Origin of the sequence: Frankia sp. AiPa1, from assembly GCF_023243075.1 — a bacterium.
Lineage (GTDB): Bacteria > Actinomycetota > Actinomycetes > Frankiales > Frankiaceae > Frankia.
The window spans coordinates 16,327-34,322 of the sequence record NZ_JALKFZ020000165.1 but is presented as its reverse complement, the minus strand read 5'-3'; the positions used below and the strand labels follow the sequence as shown (position 1 = coordinate 34,322).

At 70.3% G+C, this 17,996-nt stretch carries 14 protein-coding genes; 7 read left to right on the top strand and 7 right to left on the bottom strand.

Going from position 1 to position 17,996, the window contains the following annotated elements; genetic code table 11:
• Window positions 1–74: 74 nt before the first annotated feature.
• Complete coding sequence (locus tag MXD95_RS19330) at window positions 75–1,628, bottom strand: PucR family transcriptional regulator (protein ID WP_250642089.1); 1,554 nt, start codon at window positions 1,626–1,628, stop codon at window positions 75–77.
• A 310-nt stretch (window positions 1,629–1,938) separates the two neighbouring features.
• On the opposite strand from MXD95_RS19330, the gene MXD95_RS19325 reads away from it, so the two are divergent.
• Window positions 1,939–3,363, top strand: a complete 1,425-nt coding sequence (locus MXD95_RS19325) for a peptidase M50 (protein WP_250642070.1) — start codon at window positions 1,939–1,941, stop codon at window positions 3,361–3,363.
• A 326-nt stretch (window positions 3,364–3,689) separates the two neighbouring features.
• Entirely contained in the window at window positions 3,690–4,778 is a 1,089-nt protein-coding gene (locus MXD95_RS19320; protein ID WP_250642069.1) for a TerC family protein, read from the top strand.
• A 105-nt stretch (window positions 4,779–4,883) separates the two neighbouring features.
• Here MXD95_RS19320 and MXD95_RS19315 read toward each other — a convergent pair whose 3' ends face one another.
• Window positions 4,884–5,669: a helix-turn-helix transcriptional regulator gene (locus tag MXD95_RS19315; RefSeq protein ID WP_250642068.1), complete on the bottom strand. Its 786-nt coding sequence runs from the start codon at window positions 5,667–5,669 to the stop codon at window positions 4,884–4,886.
• A gap of 680 nt (window positions 5,670–6,349) precedes the next feature.
• On the opposite strand from MXD95_RS19315, the gene MXD95_RS19310 reads away from it, so the two are divergent.
• Window positions 6,350–7,759 carry a glycosyltransferase family 2 protein gene (locus MXD95_RS19310; RefSeq protein ID WP_308301527.1) on the top strand — a complete coding sequence of 470 codons (1,410 nt, stop codon included), beginning with the start codon at window positions 6,350–6,352 and terminating at the stop codon, window positions 7,757–7,759.
• Between the two features lie 190 nt (window positions 7,760–7,949).
• On the opposite strand, the gene MXD95_RS19305 is transcribed toward MXD95_RS19310, so the two are convergent.
• The 4 genes from MXD95_RS19305 to MXD95_RS19290 form a co-directional block, all read right to left on the bottom strand.
• Entirely contained in the window at window positions 7,950–8,201 is a 252-nt protein-coding gene (locus tag MXD95_RS19305; protein WP_250642067.1) for a hypothetical protein, read from the bottom strand.
• Window positions 8,202–8,469: 268 nt separating this feature from the next.
• Window positions 8,470–9,288 carry a hypothetical protein gene (locus tag MXD95_RS19300; protein WP_250642066.1) on the bottom strand — a complete coding sequence of 273 codons (819 nt, stop codon included), beginning with the start codon at window positions 9,286–9,288 and terminating at the stop codon, window positions 8,470–8,472.
• Between the two features lie 60 nt (window positions 9,289–9,348).
• The gene (locus tag MXD95_RS19295) at window positions 9,349–9,903 is read right to left on the bottom strand and encodes a GNAT family N-acetyltransferase (RefSeq protein WP_250642065.1); all 555 of its coding nucleotides are present in this window, start codon (window positions 9,901–9,903) and stop codon (window positions 9,349–9,351) included.
• Window positions 9,900–11,117 (bottom strand): helix-turn-helix domain-containing protein, encoded by a 1,218-nt coding sequence (locus tag MXD95_RS19290; protein ID WP_250642064.1) that lies wholly within the window; start codon window positions 11,115–11,117, stop codon window positions 9,900–9,902. Before MXD95_RS19290 ends, MXD95_RS19295 begins: the two co-directional genes overlap by 4 nt.
• Window positions 11,118–11,546: 429 nt before the next feature.
• On the opposite strand from MXD95_RS19290, the gene MXD95_RS28615 reads away from it, so the two are divergent.
• The 3 genes from MXD95_RS28615 (at window position 11,547) to MXD95_RS19275 (ending at window position 13,049) form a co-directional block, all read left to right on the top strand.
• Entirely contained in the window at window positions 11,547–11,816 is a 270-nt protein-coding gene (locus MXD95_RS28615; RefSeq protein ID WP_285223682.1) for a DUF397 domain-containing protein, read from the top strand.
• Between the two features lie 109 nt (window positions 11,817–11,925).
• The gene (locus MXD95_RS19280) at window positions 11,926–12,315 is read left to right on the top strand and encodes a hypothetical protein (RefSeq protein WP_250642063.1); all 390 of its coding nucleotides are present in this window, start codon (window positions 11,926–11,928) and stop codon (window positions 12,313–12,315) included.
• Window positions 12,312–13,049: a hypothetical protein gene (locus tag MXD95_RS19275; RefSeq protein ID WP_250642062.1), complete on the top strand. Its 738-nt coding sequence runs from the start codon at window positions 12,312–12,314 to the stop codon at window positions 13,047–13,049. The genes MXD95_RS19280 and MXD95_RS19275 overlap by 4 nt, the downstream gene beginning before the upstream one ends.
• A gap of 1,015 nt (window positions 13,050–14,064) precedes the next feature.
• On the opposite strand, the gene MXD95_RS19270 is transcribed toward MXD95_RS19275, so the two are convergent.
• Window positions 14,065–14,727, bottom strand: coding sequence for an MBL fold metallo-hydrolase (locus tag MXD95_RS19270; RefSeq protein ID WP_250642061.1), 663 nt, complete (start codon window positions 14,725–14,727; stop codon window positions 14,065–14,067).
• A gap of 280 nt (window positions 14,728–15,007) precedes the next feature.
• On the opposite strand from MXD95_RS19270, the gene uvrA reads away from it, so the two are divergent.
• Window positions 15,008–17,929 carry an excinuclease ABC subunit UvrA gene (gene uvrA / locus MXD95_RS19265; protein WP_250642060.1) on the top strand — a complete coding sequence of 974 codons (2,922 nt, stop codon included), beginning with the start codon at window positions 15,008–15,010 and terminating at the stop codon, window positions 17,927–17,929.
• Window positions 17,930–17,996: the final 67 nt, after the last annotated feature.

Here is a 17,996-nt window from a genome sequence, read left to right as displayed (position 1 = left end):
GGCGGGTCGTCATGGGGTCCCGGCCGGGCCGGTGCGACCGGTCAGCATCCTCGGGGCACGCGCCGCGAAACCGGTCACTCACGGTTTGTGTATCCGCGGGCGGTGCTCGCGCCTGTCGCGGTTGCGCCGGCGGCCGGGTCCCAGCCGATGAGGCGGGCGCCGAGCACCGCCGTCTGCAGGACATACCGGTCGGTCGGGGAGGTCGGGTTGTGGCGGGTGAGGCTGTGAATACGGTCAAGCCGGTAGGTCAGCGCCCGCACGGACAGGTGCAGCCGGCGGGCGGCGGCAAGCGCCACGCCTCCGGTGGAGAAGTAGGCGTCGAGGGTGTCCAGCAGCGGGCCGGCGCCGCCGCGGGCGGCCCGCAGCGGTGTGAGCACCGCATCGACGAGCTCGGCCAGCGCCTCCCGGTCACGGAGGAGCACCTTGTAGATGATCAGGTCATCGATGTGCACGACCGTGCCGGCGAGGCCCAGGCGACCCGCGAGCTCGGCGGCCGAACGCGCCTCCTCGAAGCCGATGCGCACCCCGGCGACGCCGCTGCGGGCCCGGCTCGTCCCCATCCGCCACACCAGCCCCGGCTCGGTACGCAACCGGCCGGCCAGCGCCGCCACGGCGGTGGCGGCCTCCGGCGGCGAGGCGAACGTCGGCAGCGGCGAGAATCCGAGACCGGGGCCGGACGACCCGGCGGCATCCGCCCGCCGACGGCCGGCCGGCCGGACGGGACGGCGGGCTCCCGGGTCTCCGGCCACGGCACGCTCGGCGGACGGGCCGCTCCTGCGGCCGCCGGGTTCCGTCGGCCCGGGGCCGCGGGCGAGCTCGCTGTGCGCCGGAACGACGCAGACGAGCAGGCCGTCGCGGGTCGCGACGAGCGGCCCGGTGAGGCTGTGTTCCCGCACCAGGGCCTCGGCCGCCCGGGTCAGCGCCCGACCGTCGAGGAAGCGCCGGTTACCGGCGACGACCAGCACCGTGTGCGGCGCCTCCAGCCGCAGGCCGAACGCGGCGGCCCGCTCGAGCAGCTGGCCGACGGCTGATGACCCGGTGAGCAGGTCGTCGACGAGCTCGCGGCGCAGCGCCTCCTCGGAGCGGGCCCGTGCGGTGCGGGCCGCCTCATAGCCCTCGCAGACCGCGGCGACCGCGTCGTCGCTGGCCCGCAGCACCGCGGACGCGGCTGCCCGGGTGCGCGAGACCGCCGCCGCCACCCGGCCTGGCCCGGTCTCCCGGGGCGGCCCAGTCTCATGGCTCGGCCCGGCGCCGGGTTCCCGGCCGGGACCGGCGCCGACGTCGCGAGCCGCCCGGTCGGCCGCGCGCACCGCCGGCAGGGACGGCCACACCCGCCAGGTCGCCGACAGATAGAGATCGACCAGCGCGCGCAGCGGCGCGCCGGACTCGGCCGCGACCTGTCCGAGGGCGCGGAACTGCTCGAGTTCGGCCCGGGTGAGCCGTCGCCCGCTGTCGGCCGCGCCGGCGAGGACCGTGAGGTAGTCGCCGAGCAGACCGGCATGCAGCCGGGAGTCGGCGGCAGCGAGCACGGCGGCTCGTGGCAGCCGGGTCAGGCTCGTCTCCGGCAGACCCGCCGGAGCGTCGTCGTAGTCGACGAGGGTCAGATCGGACGCGTCGTCCGCCGGGATGTCGCCGGCCGGACTGCCAACGGCACCTGCCGCTGTGCCGTCTCCCGTTCTGCCGCGCGCCGCTCTGCCACGGGGACCGTCGGGCACCTGGCGTCCTCCTCCGCATCAGCTTCGGTGGCTTACCGGATCCCCATAGTTGCCGAGGATCGGCAGCGAAATCATAGGCGAACTCGTGCACTCCGCGCGGTGTCTGCCGGGACTTCGAAGGGCAGGACGTTCGTTGAGTAATGCAGAAGCCCGGTCGTCAGACGATTGCCACACCGGCAGTCGGCGCCCGGCGCCCATCACCCGGAAGGGAGTCTGAGCGGACATGAGCACCCACGACGTCACCAGGCGGGGAGGTGTCCCGCCGATCACGGTGCGTCCGGGATTCGCCATCTCGGCGACGCTCGTCACGGTCCTGCTCGGCGCGCTCACGCTGCCGGCCACCGTCCCGGACCGTCCTGCCTTCGCCTACCTGTGCGGCGGCCTGATCGGCGCGGTTCTGCTCGGCGCCGTTCTGCTGGCGGCGGATCTGATGCGGGCACGGGCCGCGGCGCGGGCCGGGCTGACGGTCGTCGGTATCACCCTGAGCGCGGCCGGCAGTCGGCTGGTGATCGCCCCTGGTGGGCGTCGGCCGGCGGGCCGGGGCACACCCGGCGCGGTCGTGGACGCACCAGCGGACGGATCAGCCGTGGACGGCCGGTCCGCCTCGGCCATCGGCGGGCGCACGGCCGGTGACGGCCAGGAGAGGCCGGTTCGTGGTGGGGGACTAAGGGATATGGCTCCACCCACGTCGGCCGACTGGCCGGGGGATGGCAGGGTGCCGACGGGTCCGACGGGTCCGGCGGGCATGCTGGGCGGCACCGACGCGCAGGCCGATGCCATCCGGGTCGAGGCACGGCTGGCCCGAGCGGGCCTGGCCGTCATGGCACCTGCCGGAGCGATGCTCGTCATGCTTGGCGTCTTCCTGCCCGGCGGGACGACGGCGCTGGCCGGGCAGGTGGCGCTGTGGGTCGGTACCTTCGCGCTGCTGCTCACCTTTGTCGAGGTGCTGCCGAGTCCGCGCAGCGCCGGTGGTCGTCTGGTCGCGGACCGAGTGTTGCGACGCACAGGTAGCCGGGTGAACGCCGAACGCGCCGCCACCCGCGCCGGGGTGATCAGCGGTTGGGCTCTCATCGCACTGGGCGCCGCCGGGGTGTTCGTGGTCGGGTTCGTCGCTCTGTGGGCGGTCCTGCTCGGCTGGATGGCTCTGGGTGCCTCCCGGCTCGCCCAGTCTCAGCAACGCACCTCCGCGGCGCTCGCCGGGCTCAGGGCTCGGGACGTCATGGCGCCCGCCGCGCCGACGCTGTCCGCGTGGACGACGGTGGACGACGCACTGCGGGAGGTGGTTCTGCCCTCGCGTCAGGGGGTGTTCGGAGTGGCCGATTTCGAGGGCGGGCTTGCCGGGGTCGCACTGCTGCGTGACCTCGCCGTCGTGCCGATGGACGACCGCGGGATCACCCGGGTGAACCGGGTGCTCGTGCCGCTGTCGGCGGTGGCCACCGCGGCCCCGGACGACGAGCTGGCCGAGCTTCCGGCCCGTCTGGTCGAGCGGCCGGCCGCCGGATGTGTCGTCGTGATCGAGCCGACCGCGGACGGAAGCCCGCGCCTGGTCGGCACCGTCGGCCCGGCCGAACTCGGCCGGGCGATCGAAACCGCGCCGCTGCGGGGCCAGGGCATCGGCCCCATGCGCCCGGGCAACCTCTGGCGTTGACCATCTGCCGGTCTGCTCACCAGCTGATCGACTGACCATCTGGCTCTGGCCAACCGGCCGACCGGCTCTCGCTGTGCTCGGTCCCTCGCCGGGAATGGCTGATCCCCCCGGGCGTGGGACGGTCGCACCCATCGACAACTACAGAACGTAATTATTTGCATACGCCCTGTTTGATGGTGTCGCGTGACCTGCGGTGATCGTGCCCCGGGAGGCTGCTGGCAACGGAGCCCGTCCGCCCGGGGCGACAACGCCTCTGCTGCTCGTCCGATCCGTTTTCTCGTCTCCCTGCCCGTGCTTTCCTCCCCGCCCCAGAACTGGAGAACTTCGTGCACGTCCCGCTATGGGCCTGGTTCGCCTTTATCGGTGGCCTGCTCGCTCTGCTCGCCATCGACCTGCTGGCCCATCGCCGTGCCCATGTGATCTCCCTTCGGGAGGCTGCCTGGTGGAGCGTGCTCTGGGTGTCCCTGGGCCTCGGTTTCGCCGGGGTGATCTGGGCCTGGCACGGTCCGGGCGCGGCCGGTGAGTACACGGCCGCCTATCTGCTCGAGAAGAGCCTGTCCGTCGACAACCTGTTCGTGTTCGCGCTGATCTTCTCGTACTTCAAGGTGCCCCGCGCCTACCAGCATCGGGTGCTGTTCTACGGGGTGCTCGGCGCGCTGGTGCTGCGCTTTCTGTTCATCGCCGCCGGTATCGCCGTACTGGACCGGTTCAGCTTCGTCATCTACCTGTTCGGTGCGTTTCTGGTCTACACCGCCATCAAGATGGTGCGTGACGACGGTGTGGAGATGGACCCGGGTAAGAGCCGGGCGACCCGCCTGCTGCGACGTGTCATGCCGGTGACCGATGAATACCACGGCCAACGGTTCGTGCTGCGCCGGGCCGGGCGGCTGGTCGCCACTCCGCTGCTCGCCGTTCTCGTGGTGGTCGAGACCGCGGACGTCCTGTTCGCGTTCGACTCGGTGCCGGCGGCACTCGGCGTCACCGACGAGACGTTCCTCGTCTACACGGCCAACGCGCTGGCGATTCTCGGCCTGCGTTCGCTGTTCTTCCTTCTGTCGGGCCTGCTGGAGCGTTTTCACCACCTGGCTACCGGGCTTGCGGCGATCCTGGCCTTCATCGGCATCAAGATGCTGCTGACCGACGTGTGGCACATGCCGATCGCGCTCTCGCTCGGCTTCATCGCCGTCGTGCTGACCGCCTCGGTGGTCTGGTCGCTGCTCACGGAGCCTCCGGCGCGCGATGACGCGCCGGACAGTCCCGGGTCAGGCAGGGCCGCCGTGCCCGGCGACGCCGGGGCGAGTGACATCGCGGCCGACGATGCCGCGTCGGATGACATCGCCCGGCCGGATGACATCGCCCGGCCGGAAGAGACCGCACGGCCGGTGGACGCGGTCGAGGCGGGACGCCCCCGGTAGCCGCCCGGTCTCGGCGCTCGCCCACGACCGCATCGGTCCGGCCAGCCCACAACGAGGGGTTGGCCGGACCGATGCGGCCGGGGTGATCGTCCTGCCTGGCTGCCCTTACCTGCTACCCGGCCCGGCGGGGCTGGCCATGCCGGCACGGGAGTTGGCCGGGCCGCCTGTGCCGCCCGGCGCAGGACGGTGCCGGAGGCGCCGGGCGCCCGGCGGAGGCGCGGTGAAGAAGGCCGACAGATCGCGCTCCTCCACCGGATGGCCGGTGTTGATCGCTCGGGAGATGCGGTCCCAGCGAAACCACCGCGGGCCCTGCCGCTCGAGGCACCAGGCCAGCAGGTACCACTGGCCGGCGGTGAGGGCCAGCAGGGTCGGCTCGATCCGCCGGCCCACGGTACGGCTGCCCGCGGCGTCCTGGTAGTCGATCGCGAGGATCTGGCCGGCGCGCAGCGCCTCCTCGATCGTGGCGGTGAGCGCCGTGCGCGCGACCGCGGGCGGGCTCGCCACCGCCACCGCGCCCGCCGTGGATCCGGCCGCCCGCTCGGCGACCTGCTGCTGCAACGTCGGTGGAAGGCTGTCGAGCAGCTTCTCCAGCGCCGCCGCCCCATCGCGGGTGAGCGGGCTGGAGCCGGCCAGCGCCACGGCTGCGGCACCCGCCTGCCCCTGGGTGAAGGTGACTGGCGGCACCGTCGCATGCTGGGCAAGCACATAGCCGCCGCCTGGCCCGGAAATCCCGCCCACCGGCACACCCGCACTCTGCAGGGTCAGGAGATCCCGCCGGATTGTGCGGACACTCACATCCAACCGCGCTGCCAGACTCGCTGCGGTGCGCCCGGCGGGTCCGGCCAGGCGCAACTCCTCGACGATCGCGGTCAACCGATCTGGGTGCGGCATGTCCTTACGTTGACAGGACGCTGTCCTGACTGATGGCGAAACGGCAGGACTCCTATGATCTTCTTGTCGGCCGAGATCCGGCCAAGATCCGGCCGAGGTTGTCATGAGTCGCTGGACCTGGCGTCGCGAGGCGCCGTCCACTGGTGCTGGCGATCGGGGCGACGAGGCCTGGTCTGGCCGGCTCGTCCAGTGGGACTTCGCCCGTCGCCCGGTGTGTGAGCCTTGTCTCGCTCAAGTCCTGTCGTGTTCTCGTCGGATGTCGCCGGGGTGTCCAGCTTGCCTTCCGGCGCCGTTGAGTTGCACGATTTCTTGGCTGCTCCACCGATCTGGCGGCCCGCCCGGGTGCGGCTGGGAATCGGCGCCGACCAGTCGGGCACTTCTTCCCTAACCAGGCTTTTTCTGGCGTGCCGGTGAATCGGATGCGACTCGCCGGGGGAAAACGTGGACCATCTCGGAGAGGTCGTTACTCTAGTGGCGATCGGTGTCCGGATCGAGGGCCGGACTGGGACGTTTTCCGCTGGTTTCCGCGGAGTCGGCGAATCTGGTGGCATGCCGCGGCGGCTACGGCTAGATACCGATTGGGCGCACCTGTATCCGGTGTGTCCGCAGGCATGTGGTGGCCCCGCCCGCCTGTTCGAATGGTCCTCCAGTCATTATTCTTTTCCGAGCGAAGGCGGATGATGCACAGTCTGTGCGCGGTCGTCGTGTCTCACGGCGGCTCGTCCCATCTATCCCAGTTGCTGTCGGCTTTGGTCACCGTCGAGGGGTGCCAGGTCGTTCTGGTGGAGAACGGCACGCTCAACGGGGATCTGGTCCCGGACGGCGTGCGCGTCATCGAGGGCCAGGGCAATGTCGGTTATGGCACTGCTGTCAACATCGCCGTCCGCCGGGTCGTGGAGGAGGGAGGTGCTTCGAGCTGGCCGAGCGGAACGAGCGGGAACGATGCGCTCAACTGGGTACTAGTGATCAACAGTGACGTGACGATTCCCGCCGATACCGTGGCCGCGCTTCCCGACCTTCTCGCCCGTTATCCGCCGTCGATCGACGCGGTCGGATTTCCGTTCTTGGACAGTATCGGCGGCCCGGTAAGCCGCTCCCAGGCGGTGCTGCCGACGCCGCGGACCAATGCGTTCATCTCCGTACGCGGTGAGGCCGCCGCCATCGCGCGCTGGCCGCACCTGCGGTACCCGGTCGGCGCGTTTTTCGCGATCCGGGTACGGACCTATCTGGAACTCGGCGGGTTCGACCCGTCTTTCTGGATGTACTACGAGGAGACCGACCTGTTTGCCCGGCTGTACGCCTCCGGGGGGCGGATCGTCTGGGCGGATGATGAGTGGCCGGTCGTGCACCGGGGCGGGGAGACCGTCGGGCGTTCACCGCTGCTGCACGCCGAACTCGGCCGCGCCGCAGCCGTCTACGCCCGGCGGCACCGGGCCACGGTCGGGCGCAGCTGGCCCCTGGTGCACGCGGGTCAGCTTGGTCTGCTCACCATCCGCAAACTTGCCGCGGGACATCCCCGCGACGCGCAGCGGGCGGCGCGCATCCTCGCCGGCCTCGTCGGCGGCCTGACCCGGCCGTCCTGGGAACCCGCCGTCCGCTCCCGCTGGCGGGCCGTTCCCATGGAGGAGCGGCTCCGCCTCGGCCGCGTCCCTCGACCGCATCACGACGCGGCCGGCTTCGAGCCGGTGAGTAACCCCGCCCCGTTGGGTCCTGTCCCGTCAGGTCCTGCTCCTTCGGGTCCTGATTCGTCCGGTGCCGTGATGCCCGGTGCGGCGGCGCCCGACTCGGCGGCCTCAGGTTCGGTGGTTCCGTCCGGAACCGGGCTCGCCAGTCCGCCCGGGTCCGGTCCGGCGCGGCCTATCCCCGCCCCGTCTGGTCCGGAACCGTCCGGGGTCGGGAGGAACGGGCCGGAAACGCCCGCTCCGATGCGGTCCGGCCCGATGCGGACCGGGCCGGTTCGATCCGGCCTGGCCACGTCCGGATCGGTCACGGCCAAGCCGGTGCCCACCGGCCCGACGCCGATGATCCCGATCCCGGCCCGGCGACCCGCCGCCTTCCGAAACGTCGACGCCGCTCCCTATCAGGGCTGACGCGGCCGCACGCCGGTCATGACCGTGGCGCTCGTGCAGGCCGGGGAGAACGCCTCGTGGCTAGCCCCCGGCCTGCCTGGCCGCGAGGATCGTCACCGCCCGGCCGCCGAGCCGTCGCGGCTTTCGCAGGCTCGGGCTGATCCCGGTGGACCAGGGTTGTCGAACGGCTGACCGGGCTGGTGTGTCGCGATCAGACCGCGCCCCAGCGGCGTTCCTCCGGTGTCGAGGGGTCGACCTTCGGCGGCGACCCGGGGCCGTGACCGGGGGCCCAGATGGTGCGCAGCGTCTTGCCGTGTGGGCAGGTCCCCCCCGGATCTGCACGGCCGGTCTGGTGCAGCTGGGCGCCGCGGCGACGCCGGCACTTGTTGCAGGCCACGAGGACGAGTAGCGGAGCGATGACCTCGTCGGGCGCGGCCGGTTCGCTGTCACTCACTTTCGTCACCCGTCCCGATCCGTCGCAGCTGGTGCAGCGGGAGAATCTACGACCGTTGATCGGGAGCTCGAACCTCGCGGCAGTCCTGGCACGTACGCCGAGGGAGCGGCCGATACAGGGTCAGGACTACGTCCACCGGCCGGCGGGGACGCCGGTGTAGCTTGCACCGCAGGAAGATCGCCGGACGGATCTGTTCGTGGCGCTGCTCGCCCATGTCAGTGAGGATGCCCGCCTGCACCCTGGTCTGGAAGTGGCCTTCACGTGGCCCTTCGCCCGGTCAGGCCGGAGAGATCAGCTTGACCGTGAAATTCGCCAGCGGCCCTCCACCGTCGGCCTGGTAGTCGGCTTCGACCTGGAACGTGCCTGTCGGGTCCTGTGCGCTGAACTGGGCGAGGAACATGCCACTCACGGACGGTGGCAGCGTGTTCGGGCCGGTGCCGCCCACCGTGTCGTGTTGTGAACCGCCTGAGACCATCTCAGCTGCGTTGTAGGCCATCGTGACGGTTCTCGAGGTCCCGTTGGTCACCTTGTACGCGACGACGACAGCGCCGTTGCCCGTGTCCGAGTAGGCGCCCATCGGTTGGACTGTGACGCCGCTGGCGGTCTGCGCCGGTCCGCCGACGGCAACGGCTGTCCGCACCGGCTGGCCATCCATGTCGAAGGTGGAGATGAGCCCTTGGCCGTCGAGATGGAAGTTCGAGAACGCGACGCACGGATGCCGATCTTCGGCGATGTTGTCGCACTCGGTCAGCGTCCCCGGCTTCCCCTGACTCGTGAACCGGCCGGTCGGCAGCGTGCCCCCTGCCGACGTCTGAGCGTCCGTGTACGCCACCAAGTAGCTGATGTACGCCCTGGCCGGCGAGTTCGGTGAGGTCAGCGGCACCGTGTCCTGCTGCCCTTTGAGGGTGGTGTTCGTCAGACCGGAGACGAATCGGACGGCGATGTCACCGGGGGACGGGCGGGGTGAGTGGGCTGCGGCGGTCGGGGGTGCCGGCTCCGTCGTCGAGTTCGAGCCGCCGCCGCTTCCGCATGAGGCGGCGAGGAACAGAGTTGCGCAGATCCCCGCGATCCTGACTATCTGTATGCGGCCGGACACTACTCGCCGCACCCAGTGGGACGGCGTCACGGTTCCTGCGGGTAGGCGCGCGTTCCGCGCTCAGGCCAGTTCCTCCCACGCGGCCCGGCTGATCGCGTAGATGCTGCGGGGCCGCCCGTTGCGCTCGGTGGAGTCTAAGAACGACATGCCCAACTTGTCGGCTACCCGGATCGACGCGGTGTTGTCCGGGTGGATGATTGAAATCACCTGGTCAGTGTCCATGTGGGTGAAGGCGTAGCGGACCGCTGCGGCACCGCCTTCGGTCGCGAAGCCCTCACCCCAGCGGTCCCGGCGTATTGTCCAGGCGGCTTCCAGGCCGGGCCAGCCGAAGTCCCGGTACAACCCGGCGCGTCCCACGAACTCGCCGGTCGACGCCTCGTGGGCCAGCCACATCCCGAAGCCGTTCAACGCCCAGTGGCCGATCTGATGGGTGAACATCCGCCAGACCGAAGCCTCATCCGACGGGCTCCCCGTGTACCGGCTCATCTCCGGGTTCAACGCCATTGCCGTATAGGCAGGGATGTCCGCGGCGGTCCAGCCCCGCAGGACCAGCCGCTCCGTGCGCACCGTGGGCACGAACAGGGCGGGTATCGGCTCGGCGACCTCGAATGTCACCCACCCATCAAAGCCGGTCGGCTCACTGCCGTGAGCTGTTCCCGGAACTGGGCGACCTCGGGAATCGTCCCATGAGCGGAAAGATCGTTTCCGAGGCGTCCCACCCTGCCGCGTAGCGTGTGGGTGGGGCTGGCGGACAGAATCGTGACCGCCTGCTGCCCGAGTGCTGCTGCTTCGGCCGGTTCGGGCTGGTCCCGGTAGACCAAGGTTGTCGCGAGAACCAGCAGGGCATGCCCGTGATCTTCGAACCCGACGGCCTGACCACGGTCGAACGCGTCAACAGCGGTCCGGGCGATCGGTTCGGCCTCGCGGCCCGCACCGAGGCGGGCAAGCAGACCGGCCCGGAACCACTCGGCGTTGGCTGCACCGAACGGTGAGCTTCCCGGCCGCGGCGGCACGTCGACGGCGGAACGGCGCATCCGGTCGAGCGCCGCATGCGCGCCATCCCGGTCGCCCAAAACAGTCAGGCCCCGAGCTTCGTAGGCGGCCAGCCGGGCACGGGTGTACGGATGATCCGGTGCGCGACGGGCAAGATCCACAGCCGTCGCATGCTGCTGACCGTAAAACGCCAACGTCGACGTCATCGCTGCGACCGACGCAGAGAGAACCGGATCGTCAACCTGTTCGGCGTGGTCGCCGGCCTGCGTGACGAACCGTCTCGATGCCGCCTGATCGCCCAGGTTGAACGCCAGCCTGGACAACATGTACGACGAGTAGCCGGCGATCGCCGTCAGCTTCGCCTGCGCCCGCGCCTTCGCCCCCGCGTCCAACAGCGTTTCCGCCGACGTCCACGTCCGGTACACCAGCGGTGCGAGCGCGTCATGCGCAGTGGTGGTGAACACCGCGGCGTGCTGGTCGATCGCATCGTCCAGTTCCGCGAGGGTCAGCGGATCCGGGCCGATGCGTGTCCGCCGCCGATACGTCTCCGCGGCGATCAGACCGGCAGCGGAGAACTCGAAGACCTCCCGCCGGTTCGCCGTTGCCTCCCCGCTGCCGTCCAGGCGGGCCTGCCAGGCCGCGAGCTCACCGCCGGTACCCCAATAGGCGTCCAGCGCGGAACACAGGTCCGCCGAAGGCATCTCGCCGTTTTCAACCTTGGAGATCCGGGTCCGGTGGAACCCGATGCGGCGGCTGAGCGTGTCCTGACTCGTACGGCCACGTAGCTGCCGGATCCGCCGGCCGAGCGCCGCCGCGCTGTCATCCTCGCCGTCCACCGCGTCCCCTCCCCGTTTCGGCTGGCCCATCGCACGCGACCGGCACGTCAGCGCACATCGCACAGCACCGCACATCACCCGCGCACGTCTGGCAGCCGCCCGGTGGCGTTTAGAGACTTGCTCATGTCGGCAAGGTAACCGGATCGCCACTCGAACGGACAGATTCTCTCCCTGGACGGTGGCGTCCGGAACCCCCAGCCGATGCCCGTCTGTCCGCATTGACCGCGGACGTAGCGGGCTGATGAAGCTGCCAGCTCCCCCGGGTTGGCGGCGCCAGACGGCTGCCCTACCCGCATCCGTGGCGTGCCTGGCCCGGCTCCCTGCCGGTTCGGAGTGATCACGCCCGTGATGGGCCCGCGGGTAGGGCAGCCCCGCCCCAGGCGCGGGCAGACATCCCTGCCCCGCCTTCTCACGTCTGGAGACCTGCGGATGCCAGCTCCGAATCTCATCCCCGTCGACGAGTTCGACCCCGACGACATCAAGCCCGATATCACCGGCGTCAACCTCGACGGGTTGGCCTGGCGCAAGAGCAGCCGCAGCAACGGCGCCGGCGGCATGTGCGTCCAGGTCGCCAGCTACGGCGGCGGTGTCCTGCTCCGCGACTCGAAGAACCCGGATGTCGCGCTCGCGTTCTCCCGCAACGAAGCCGCCGTGTTCCTCGCGTCGGTGCAGGACGGCGAGTTCGACGACATCACCTGACCGCATCCGCTGACCGGGTCGTCCGCACGCCAGCGGGCGGACCCCCACAGCTCCCCGCCCGCGGTGCCGGCCGCAGCCCGCTGCGGGCGGGGCTCAGCTTGGAGAGATCATGCCTAGCCCGGCCACACCCACTCCCACCATCCGTGTCAGCCGTGCGGACAACGAAACCGTGATCGGTTACCGCGTTGTCGGTGTCGATGACGAGATTCGGATCCCCGGGGTTGTCTGGCAGGCGATCGCCACCGGTATCCGAGCCGAGGAGTTGATCGGCTCGTCCGGTGAGGGCTGGGCGCCGGTCGGCCCGTACCTCGGTCGAATCCTTTTCGCAGACGACGAAGTACAGATCGTGTTCGGCTATCTGCACCTCACCACCGTCCGGCTTCCCCGCCCCGTATGGGGTGTCCTTGTTGCCGCTGTCCGCACGGGGGCCTTGGACCGGCTTCCCCGCGCCAGCGACCCCGAGTCCGTCGACAAGACCCTGTCGCAGGCCGGATCGTGACTCCACGGCCGACTCCCGTCGCCGCGGTCGACCCTGCCGCCTTGCACCAGGCGTTGAACTGGGCGCACCGGCGGGCAGCCGATCATCTGAACCGGTTCACCGCCCAGCGGGTCGCCGACCGGATGCGCCTCCTCACCCCGGACATCGGCCGGACCCTCGACGTGCTGGCCGCGCTGGGCTTGCTGGCCGCCGATCGAACCCGGCACGGCACGGCGGTCTACCGGCTGGCCGCGTTCCCCGAGCTGCGCAGCACCGCATGCCGCCCCGCCGCGGGGATCAGTCCCCGGGAGCTGTGGACGGCGATCATCGGCACCCACCCGAAGGCGTATGACACCACCACCGACTGCATCGCCGCACAGCTCGACGTCCCCGCAGGGCCGGCCGATCGGACCTGGTTGGCTTTGCGGCTGGCGACGTACGCTGCCGCCGGCTGGCTCGGCCTCTCCGAGGGGCGGTACTGGTCTGCCACTCGTCCTGGGCTGGACCATGTCCAGAGGATCCGGCGGGCACCGCTGGTTGACCGGGAGATGTGGGCAGCGATCGCCGCGGAGCAGCCCAGCCGGCGTCATCCGCTGCACCCCGCTGTTCTCGCCCTGCGCCTCGCTCTCGAACCGGGCTTGGTGGAGGTATGGGTGTTCCGCGCGGCCCGTGAGGGGCTTCTGACCCAGTTGGAAGGCGGCGTGCTCGTCACCGACACTGGGCGGGCCCGGATCGGCGAGGAACCCGCCGAGTAACGCCACGCGGCGACCCGCTGCCCACAGCCCGTGCGTGACTGGTGGCTACCGGAGATGCACCGCCGACCTGGTGACCGAGCCGAGCATTCCGGGCCAACAGGTCCGTACCGGCGCGTCAGCTCTGCGATCGTCGGCCAATGGACATCTTCGGTACTGGGTCGGAGGTAGCGCATTCGGCGGAATGCCTGAAGTGCCTGCGCTCTCTCGTTGACCCTGCAAGTGGGAAGTCGATGTTGATGGATGGCGCAGACTGCCCGTGCATCGGGGACATCGAAGACGCGTGCTTCGCCTGTCAGCTGGAGAGCGAGATTACTCGCGATGAACCGGAAGCTGTGGATGACGACGGCGTCGAAGCGGATAGCGATGAGGGTGACGAAGAGGACGACCGCTTCGCCCCATCCTCTTGGAGGCCAGGGCTCACGCCTCCGACGTCCAACGTGGGAGATGATCGCCTGTCGCCGTCGCAAATTTCCCGGCTCGATCCAACCAACCCCGCTCTCCCCACTGGTTCGGACGAGGCGCATCCGCCTACGTCGGGAACCGAGCCACAGTTGACACCGCCGCCTCTGGTATCGCCCATTTCGGCGCAGCCGCCGGCGCTCCCACCGCCAGTACCAATTACACCCCCGAATCCTCGTCCCGGTCTCGTTCGACGTGTATGGGAGCGGATCCGTCCTCGCGCAGAGTCATGAGGACAGGGGGCAACACCCTTATGCGCGGCAACCGGGCTTTGGGGACTAGGTAGCCGCATCTTGGCGCAGCCTCGCCTGAGGTTCTTGATCACCTGCGCGAGGGTCGGGGTGGCGGTGATCCGGGTCAGGGCTCCCCAGGGCTGTGATCACAACCGGACACGCGCGCTAGCTCGGTGGTGTCCATGAGCCGGCGCCGCGGTGAGTCGGTCGAGGTGATGCAGGTCTGTCGCATGACGAATCCCCCCATGTCGTACCGGGGGACGCCTTAGACGGTTAGACGGATCGTCCGCTGCCCCCTTCGGCTGGGGATCGCGATCGCCGGGTTACCAGCCGCGGGCCCGCCACTCCGCGAGGTGGGGACGCTCAGTGCCGAGCGTCGAGTCGAACCCGTGACCTGGGTAGATCCACGTAGCGTCCGGCAGCGGCCCGAAGATCTTCGCTTCAAGGTCGTCCATCAATGTGGTGAAGGCGTCGGCGTCGCCGAAGGTGTTGCCGGGACCGCCGGGGAACAGGCAGTCGCCGGTGAACAGGTGCGGGGCGGCGGGATCGGCGTCGTAGAGCAGCGCGACGGAGCCCGGGGTGTGGCCGACGAGGTGGATGGCGCGCAGGCGAGCGCGGCCGACGGTCACCTCGTCGCCGTCGTGCAGGGTGCGGGTGGTCGGTACGGGGATCGCGTCCGCGTCGTCGGCGTGGGCGAGCGTGGCCGCTCCGGTGGCGGCGACGACCTCGGCGAGGGCCTGCACGTGGTCGGCGTGGCGGTGGCTGGTGACCACGGTGCTCAGACCCGCCTCGCCGATCAGGTCGAGCAGAGTGGCGGGCTCGTTCGCGGCGTCGATGAGCAGCTGCTCGCCGGTGTCGGGGCAGCGCAGGAGATAGGCGTTGTTGTTCATGGGGCCGACGGCGACCTTCGTCACCGTCAGGCCGGGCAGAGGACGGGTGTCGGCCGGACCGCCGACGCTGACCTGTCCGGTGTATGCGTTGCTCATCAGTGGCCTCCCTGATGTCGGTGGAACACCACCTGCCGGCGGACAGTTGTCCCCACAGGTGGACGCGGCCGTCACTGGTTGCCGGCGCATCGTGGGGCCCGGTGCGGTCGTGGGGCTCAGTGCATCGTGGCGGACAGGACGACGGTCGCCTGCGGCGGCGGTCACATTTCGGTCGGCGTGCCTGCCCCGGGCGGTGGCCACGCCAGAACTGTCGGACCTCATCCGTAGCATGGCGGCAGCCGCTCAGGTCCGATTTCCGGAAGATCATGAGGGATCGACGATGGCCGACCGACTTGTCGTGCGTGGCGCGCGTGAGCACAATCTCCGTGACGTCGATCTTGACCTGCCCCGGGACGGGCTGATCGTCTTCACGGGGATGTCCGGGTCGGGTAAGTCGAGCCTCGCGTTCGACACCATCTTCGCCGAAGGCCAGCGACGCTACGTGGAGTCGTTGTCGGCGTACGCCCGCCAGTTCCTCGGCCAGATGGACAAGCCGGACGTGGACTTCATCGAGGGCCTGTCTCCGGCGGTGTCCATCGACCAGAAGTCGACCTCGCGCAACCCGCGTTCCACTGTCGGCACGATCACCGAGGTGTACGACTACCTGCGGTTGCTCTACGCCCGAGCTGGGCGGCCGCACTGCCCGAAGTGCGGTCGGCCGATCTCCCGGCAGACCCCCCAGCAGATCGTCGACCGGCTCCTCGAGTTGCCCGACGGTACCCGCTTCCAGCTGCTCGCGCCGGTCGTGCGCGGGCGCAAGGGCGAGTACCTCGATCTGTTCGCCGAGCTGCAGAGTTCCGGATTCGCCCGGGCCCGGGTCGACGGCACGGTGGTCGCCCTCACCGAGGCGCCAAAGCTCGCCAAGCAGCGCAAGCACACCATCGAGGTCGTGGTCGACCGGCTGGCGGTCAAGGAGTCGGTCAAGCGGCGCCTGACCGACTCGGTGGAGACCGCGCTGCGCCTGGGCGGCGGGCTGGTGCTCGTCGACTTCGTCGATCGGCCCGCCGATGATCCCGAGCGCGAGCGGATGTACTCCGAGCACCTCGCCTGCCTGTACGACGATCTCTCCTTCGAGGAGCTTGAGCCGCGGTCGTTCTCGTTCAACTCGCCGTATGGTGCCTGCCCGGAATGCACCGGCATCGGTACCCGCAAGGAGGTCGACCCGGAGCTCGTCGTCCCCGATCCGACGATCTCGCTGGCGGACGGCGCGGTGGCGCCGTGGTCCAACGGACACAACAAGGAGTACTTCGAGCGGTTGCTCACCGCCCTCGCCGAGGATCTCAGCTTCCGGATGGACACCCCCTGGGAGGGGCTGCCCGAGCGGGCTCGCAAGGCGGTGCTGCACGGCAGCGGCGACACCGAGATCCACGTCGGCTACACCAACCGTTATGGCCGCAAGCGCTCCTACTACACCTCCTTCGAGGGAGTGATCGGGTTCATCGGCCGCCGGCACCGCGAGGCGGAGTCCGACAGCAGCCGCGAGCGCTACGAGGGCTACATGCGCGACGTGCCCTGTTCCGCGTGCCGGGGCGCGCGGCTGCGGCCCGAGTCGCTCGCGGTCACCCTGGGCGGGCGTTCGATCGCCGAGGTGTCGGGAATGGCGATCGGGGAGTGCGCGACCTTCCTGCGGGGCCTGGAGCTCACCGAGCGGGAGCGGGTGATCGCCGGCCGAGTGCTCAAGGAGGTCGACGCCCGGCTGTCGTTCCTGCTCGACGTCGGCCTCGACTACCTCTCCCTCGACCGGGCCGCGGGCACCCTGGCCGGCGGCGAGGCGCAGCGTATCCGGCTCGCCACCCAGATCGGCTCCGGGCTCGTCGGCGTGCTCTACGTGCTCGACGAGCCCTCGATCGGCCTGCACCAGCGGGACAACCGCCGGCTTATCCAGACCCTCGAGCGCCTGCGTGACCTGGGCAACACCCTGATCGTCGTCGAGCATGACGAGGACACCATCCGCGCGTCCGACTGGGTGGTCGACATCGGCCCGGGCGCCGGTGAGCACGGCGGGCGGGTTGTCGTGTCCGGGCCGGTCGAGCAGCTGCTCGCGAGCGAGGAGTCGATGACCGGCGCCTACCTGTCCGGTCGTCGGCGGATCCCGGTGCCCGACATCCGCCGGGTGCCGACGAAGGGCCGGGCACTCACCGTCCACGGCGCCCGCGAGCACAACCTGCGCGACGTCACGGTCTCGTTTCCGCTCGGCTGTTTCGTCGCCGTCACCGGCGTGAGCGGCTCGGGCAAGTCGACGCTGGTCAACGACATCCTCGCCGCGGTGCTCGTGAACCGGCTCAATGGTGCACGCGAGGTGCCGGGCCGGCATCGCACGGTCAGCGGGCTCGAGGAGCTGGACAAGGCCGTGCGGGTCGACCAGTCACCGATCGGTCGCACCCCGCGGTCGAACCCGGCCACCTACACCGGTGTGTTCGACCACATCCGCCGGCTGTTCGCCGAGACCACCGAGGCCAAGGTGCGCGGCTACCTGCCCGGCCGGTTCTCGTTCAACGTCAAGGGCGGCCGGTGCGAGGCGTGTTCCGGTGACGGCACCATCAAGATCGAGATGAACTTCCTGCCGGACGTCTATGTGCCCTGTGAGGTGTGCCACGGCGCGCGGTACAACCGGGAGACGCTCGAGGTCCACTACAAGAACCGCAGCATCGCCGAGGTGCTCGGCATGCCGATCGAGGAGGCCGCCGAGTTCTTCGCCGCCGTGCCGGCGATCGCCCGGCATCTGCGCACTCTCAACGACGTCGGCCTCGGCTACGTCCGCCTCGGCCAGCCGGCACCCACCCTGTCCGGCGGGGAGGCGCAGCGGGTCAAGCTCGCCGCCGAGCTGCAGCGGCGCTCCACCGGGCGGACCGTCTACGTGCTCGACGAGCCGACCACCGGGCTGCACTTCGAGGACATCCGCAAGCTGCTTGGCGTGCTTGGCCGGCTGGTGGACTCCGGCAACACCGTCATCGTCATCGAGCACAACCTCGACGTGATCAAGACGGCCGACTGGGTCATCGACATGGGCCCGGAGGGTGGCACCGGCGGCGGTCGGGTTGTCGCCCAGGGAGCGCCGGAGATCATCGCCGCAGTCGCCGAGAGCCACACGGCTGCGTTCCTGCGGGAGATCCTTGGTGATCGGGCCGCGGCGCCTGCCCAGGCCGGCGGTGATGGCGATAACGCCCGACGCCCGCGCGTCGCCGAGGCCGCGGCCCACTGAAACGGCGGCGGCGAGGGCTGGCTGGCGCCGTCGGCGTCCGCGTCCGCGTCCGCACTCTGCGTCTTCC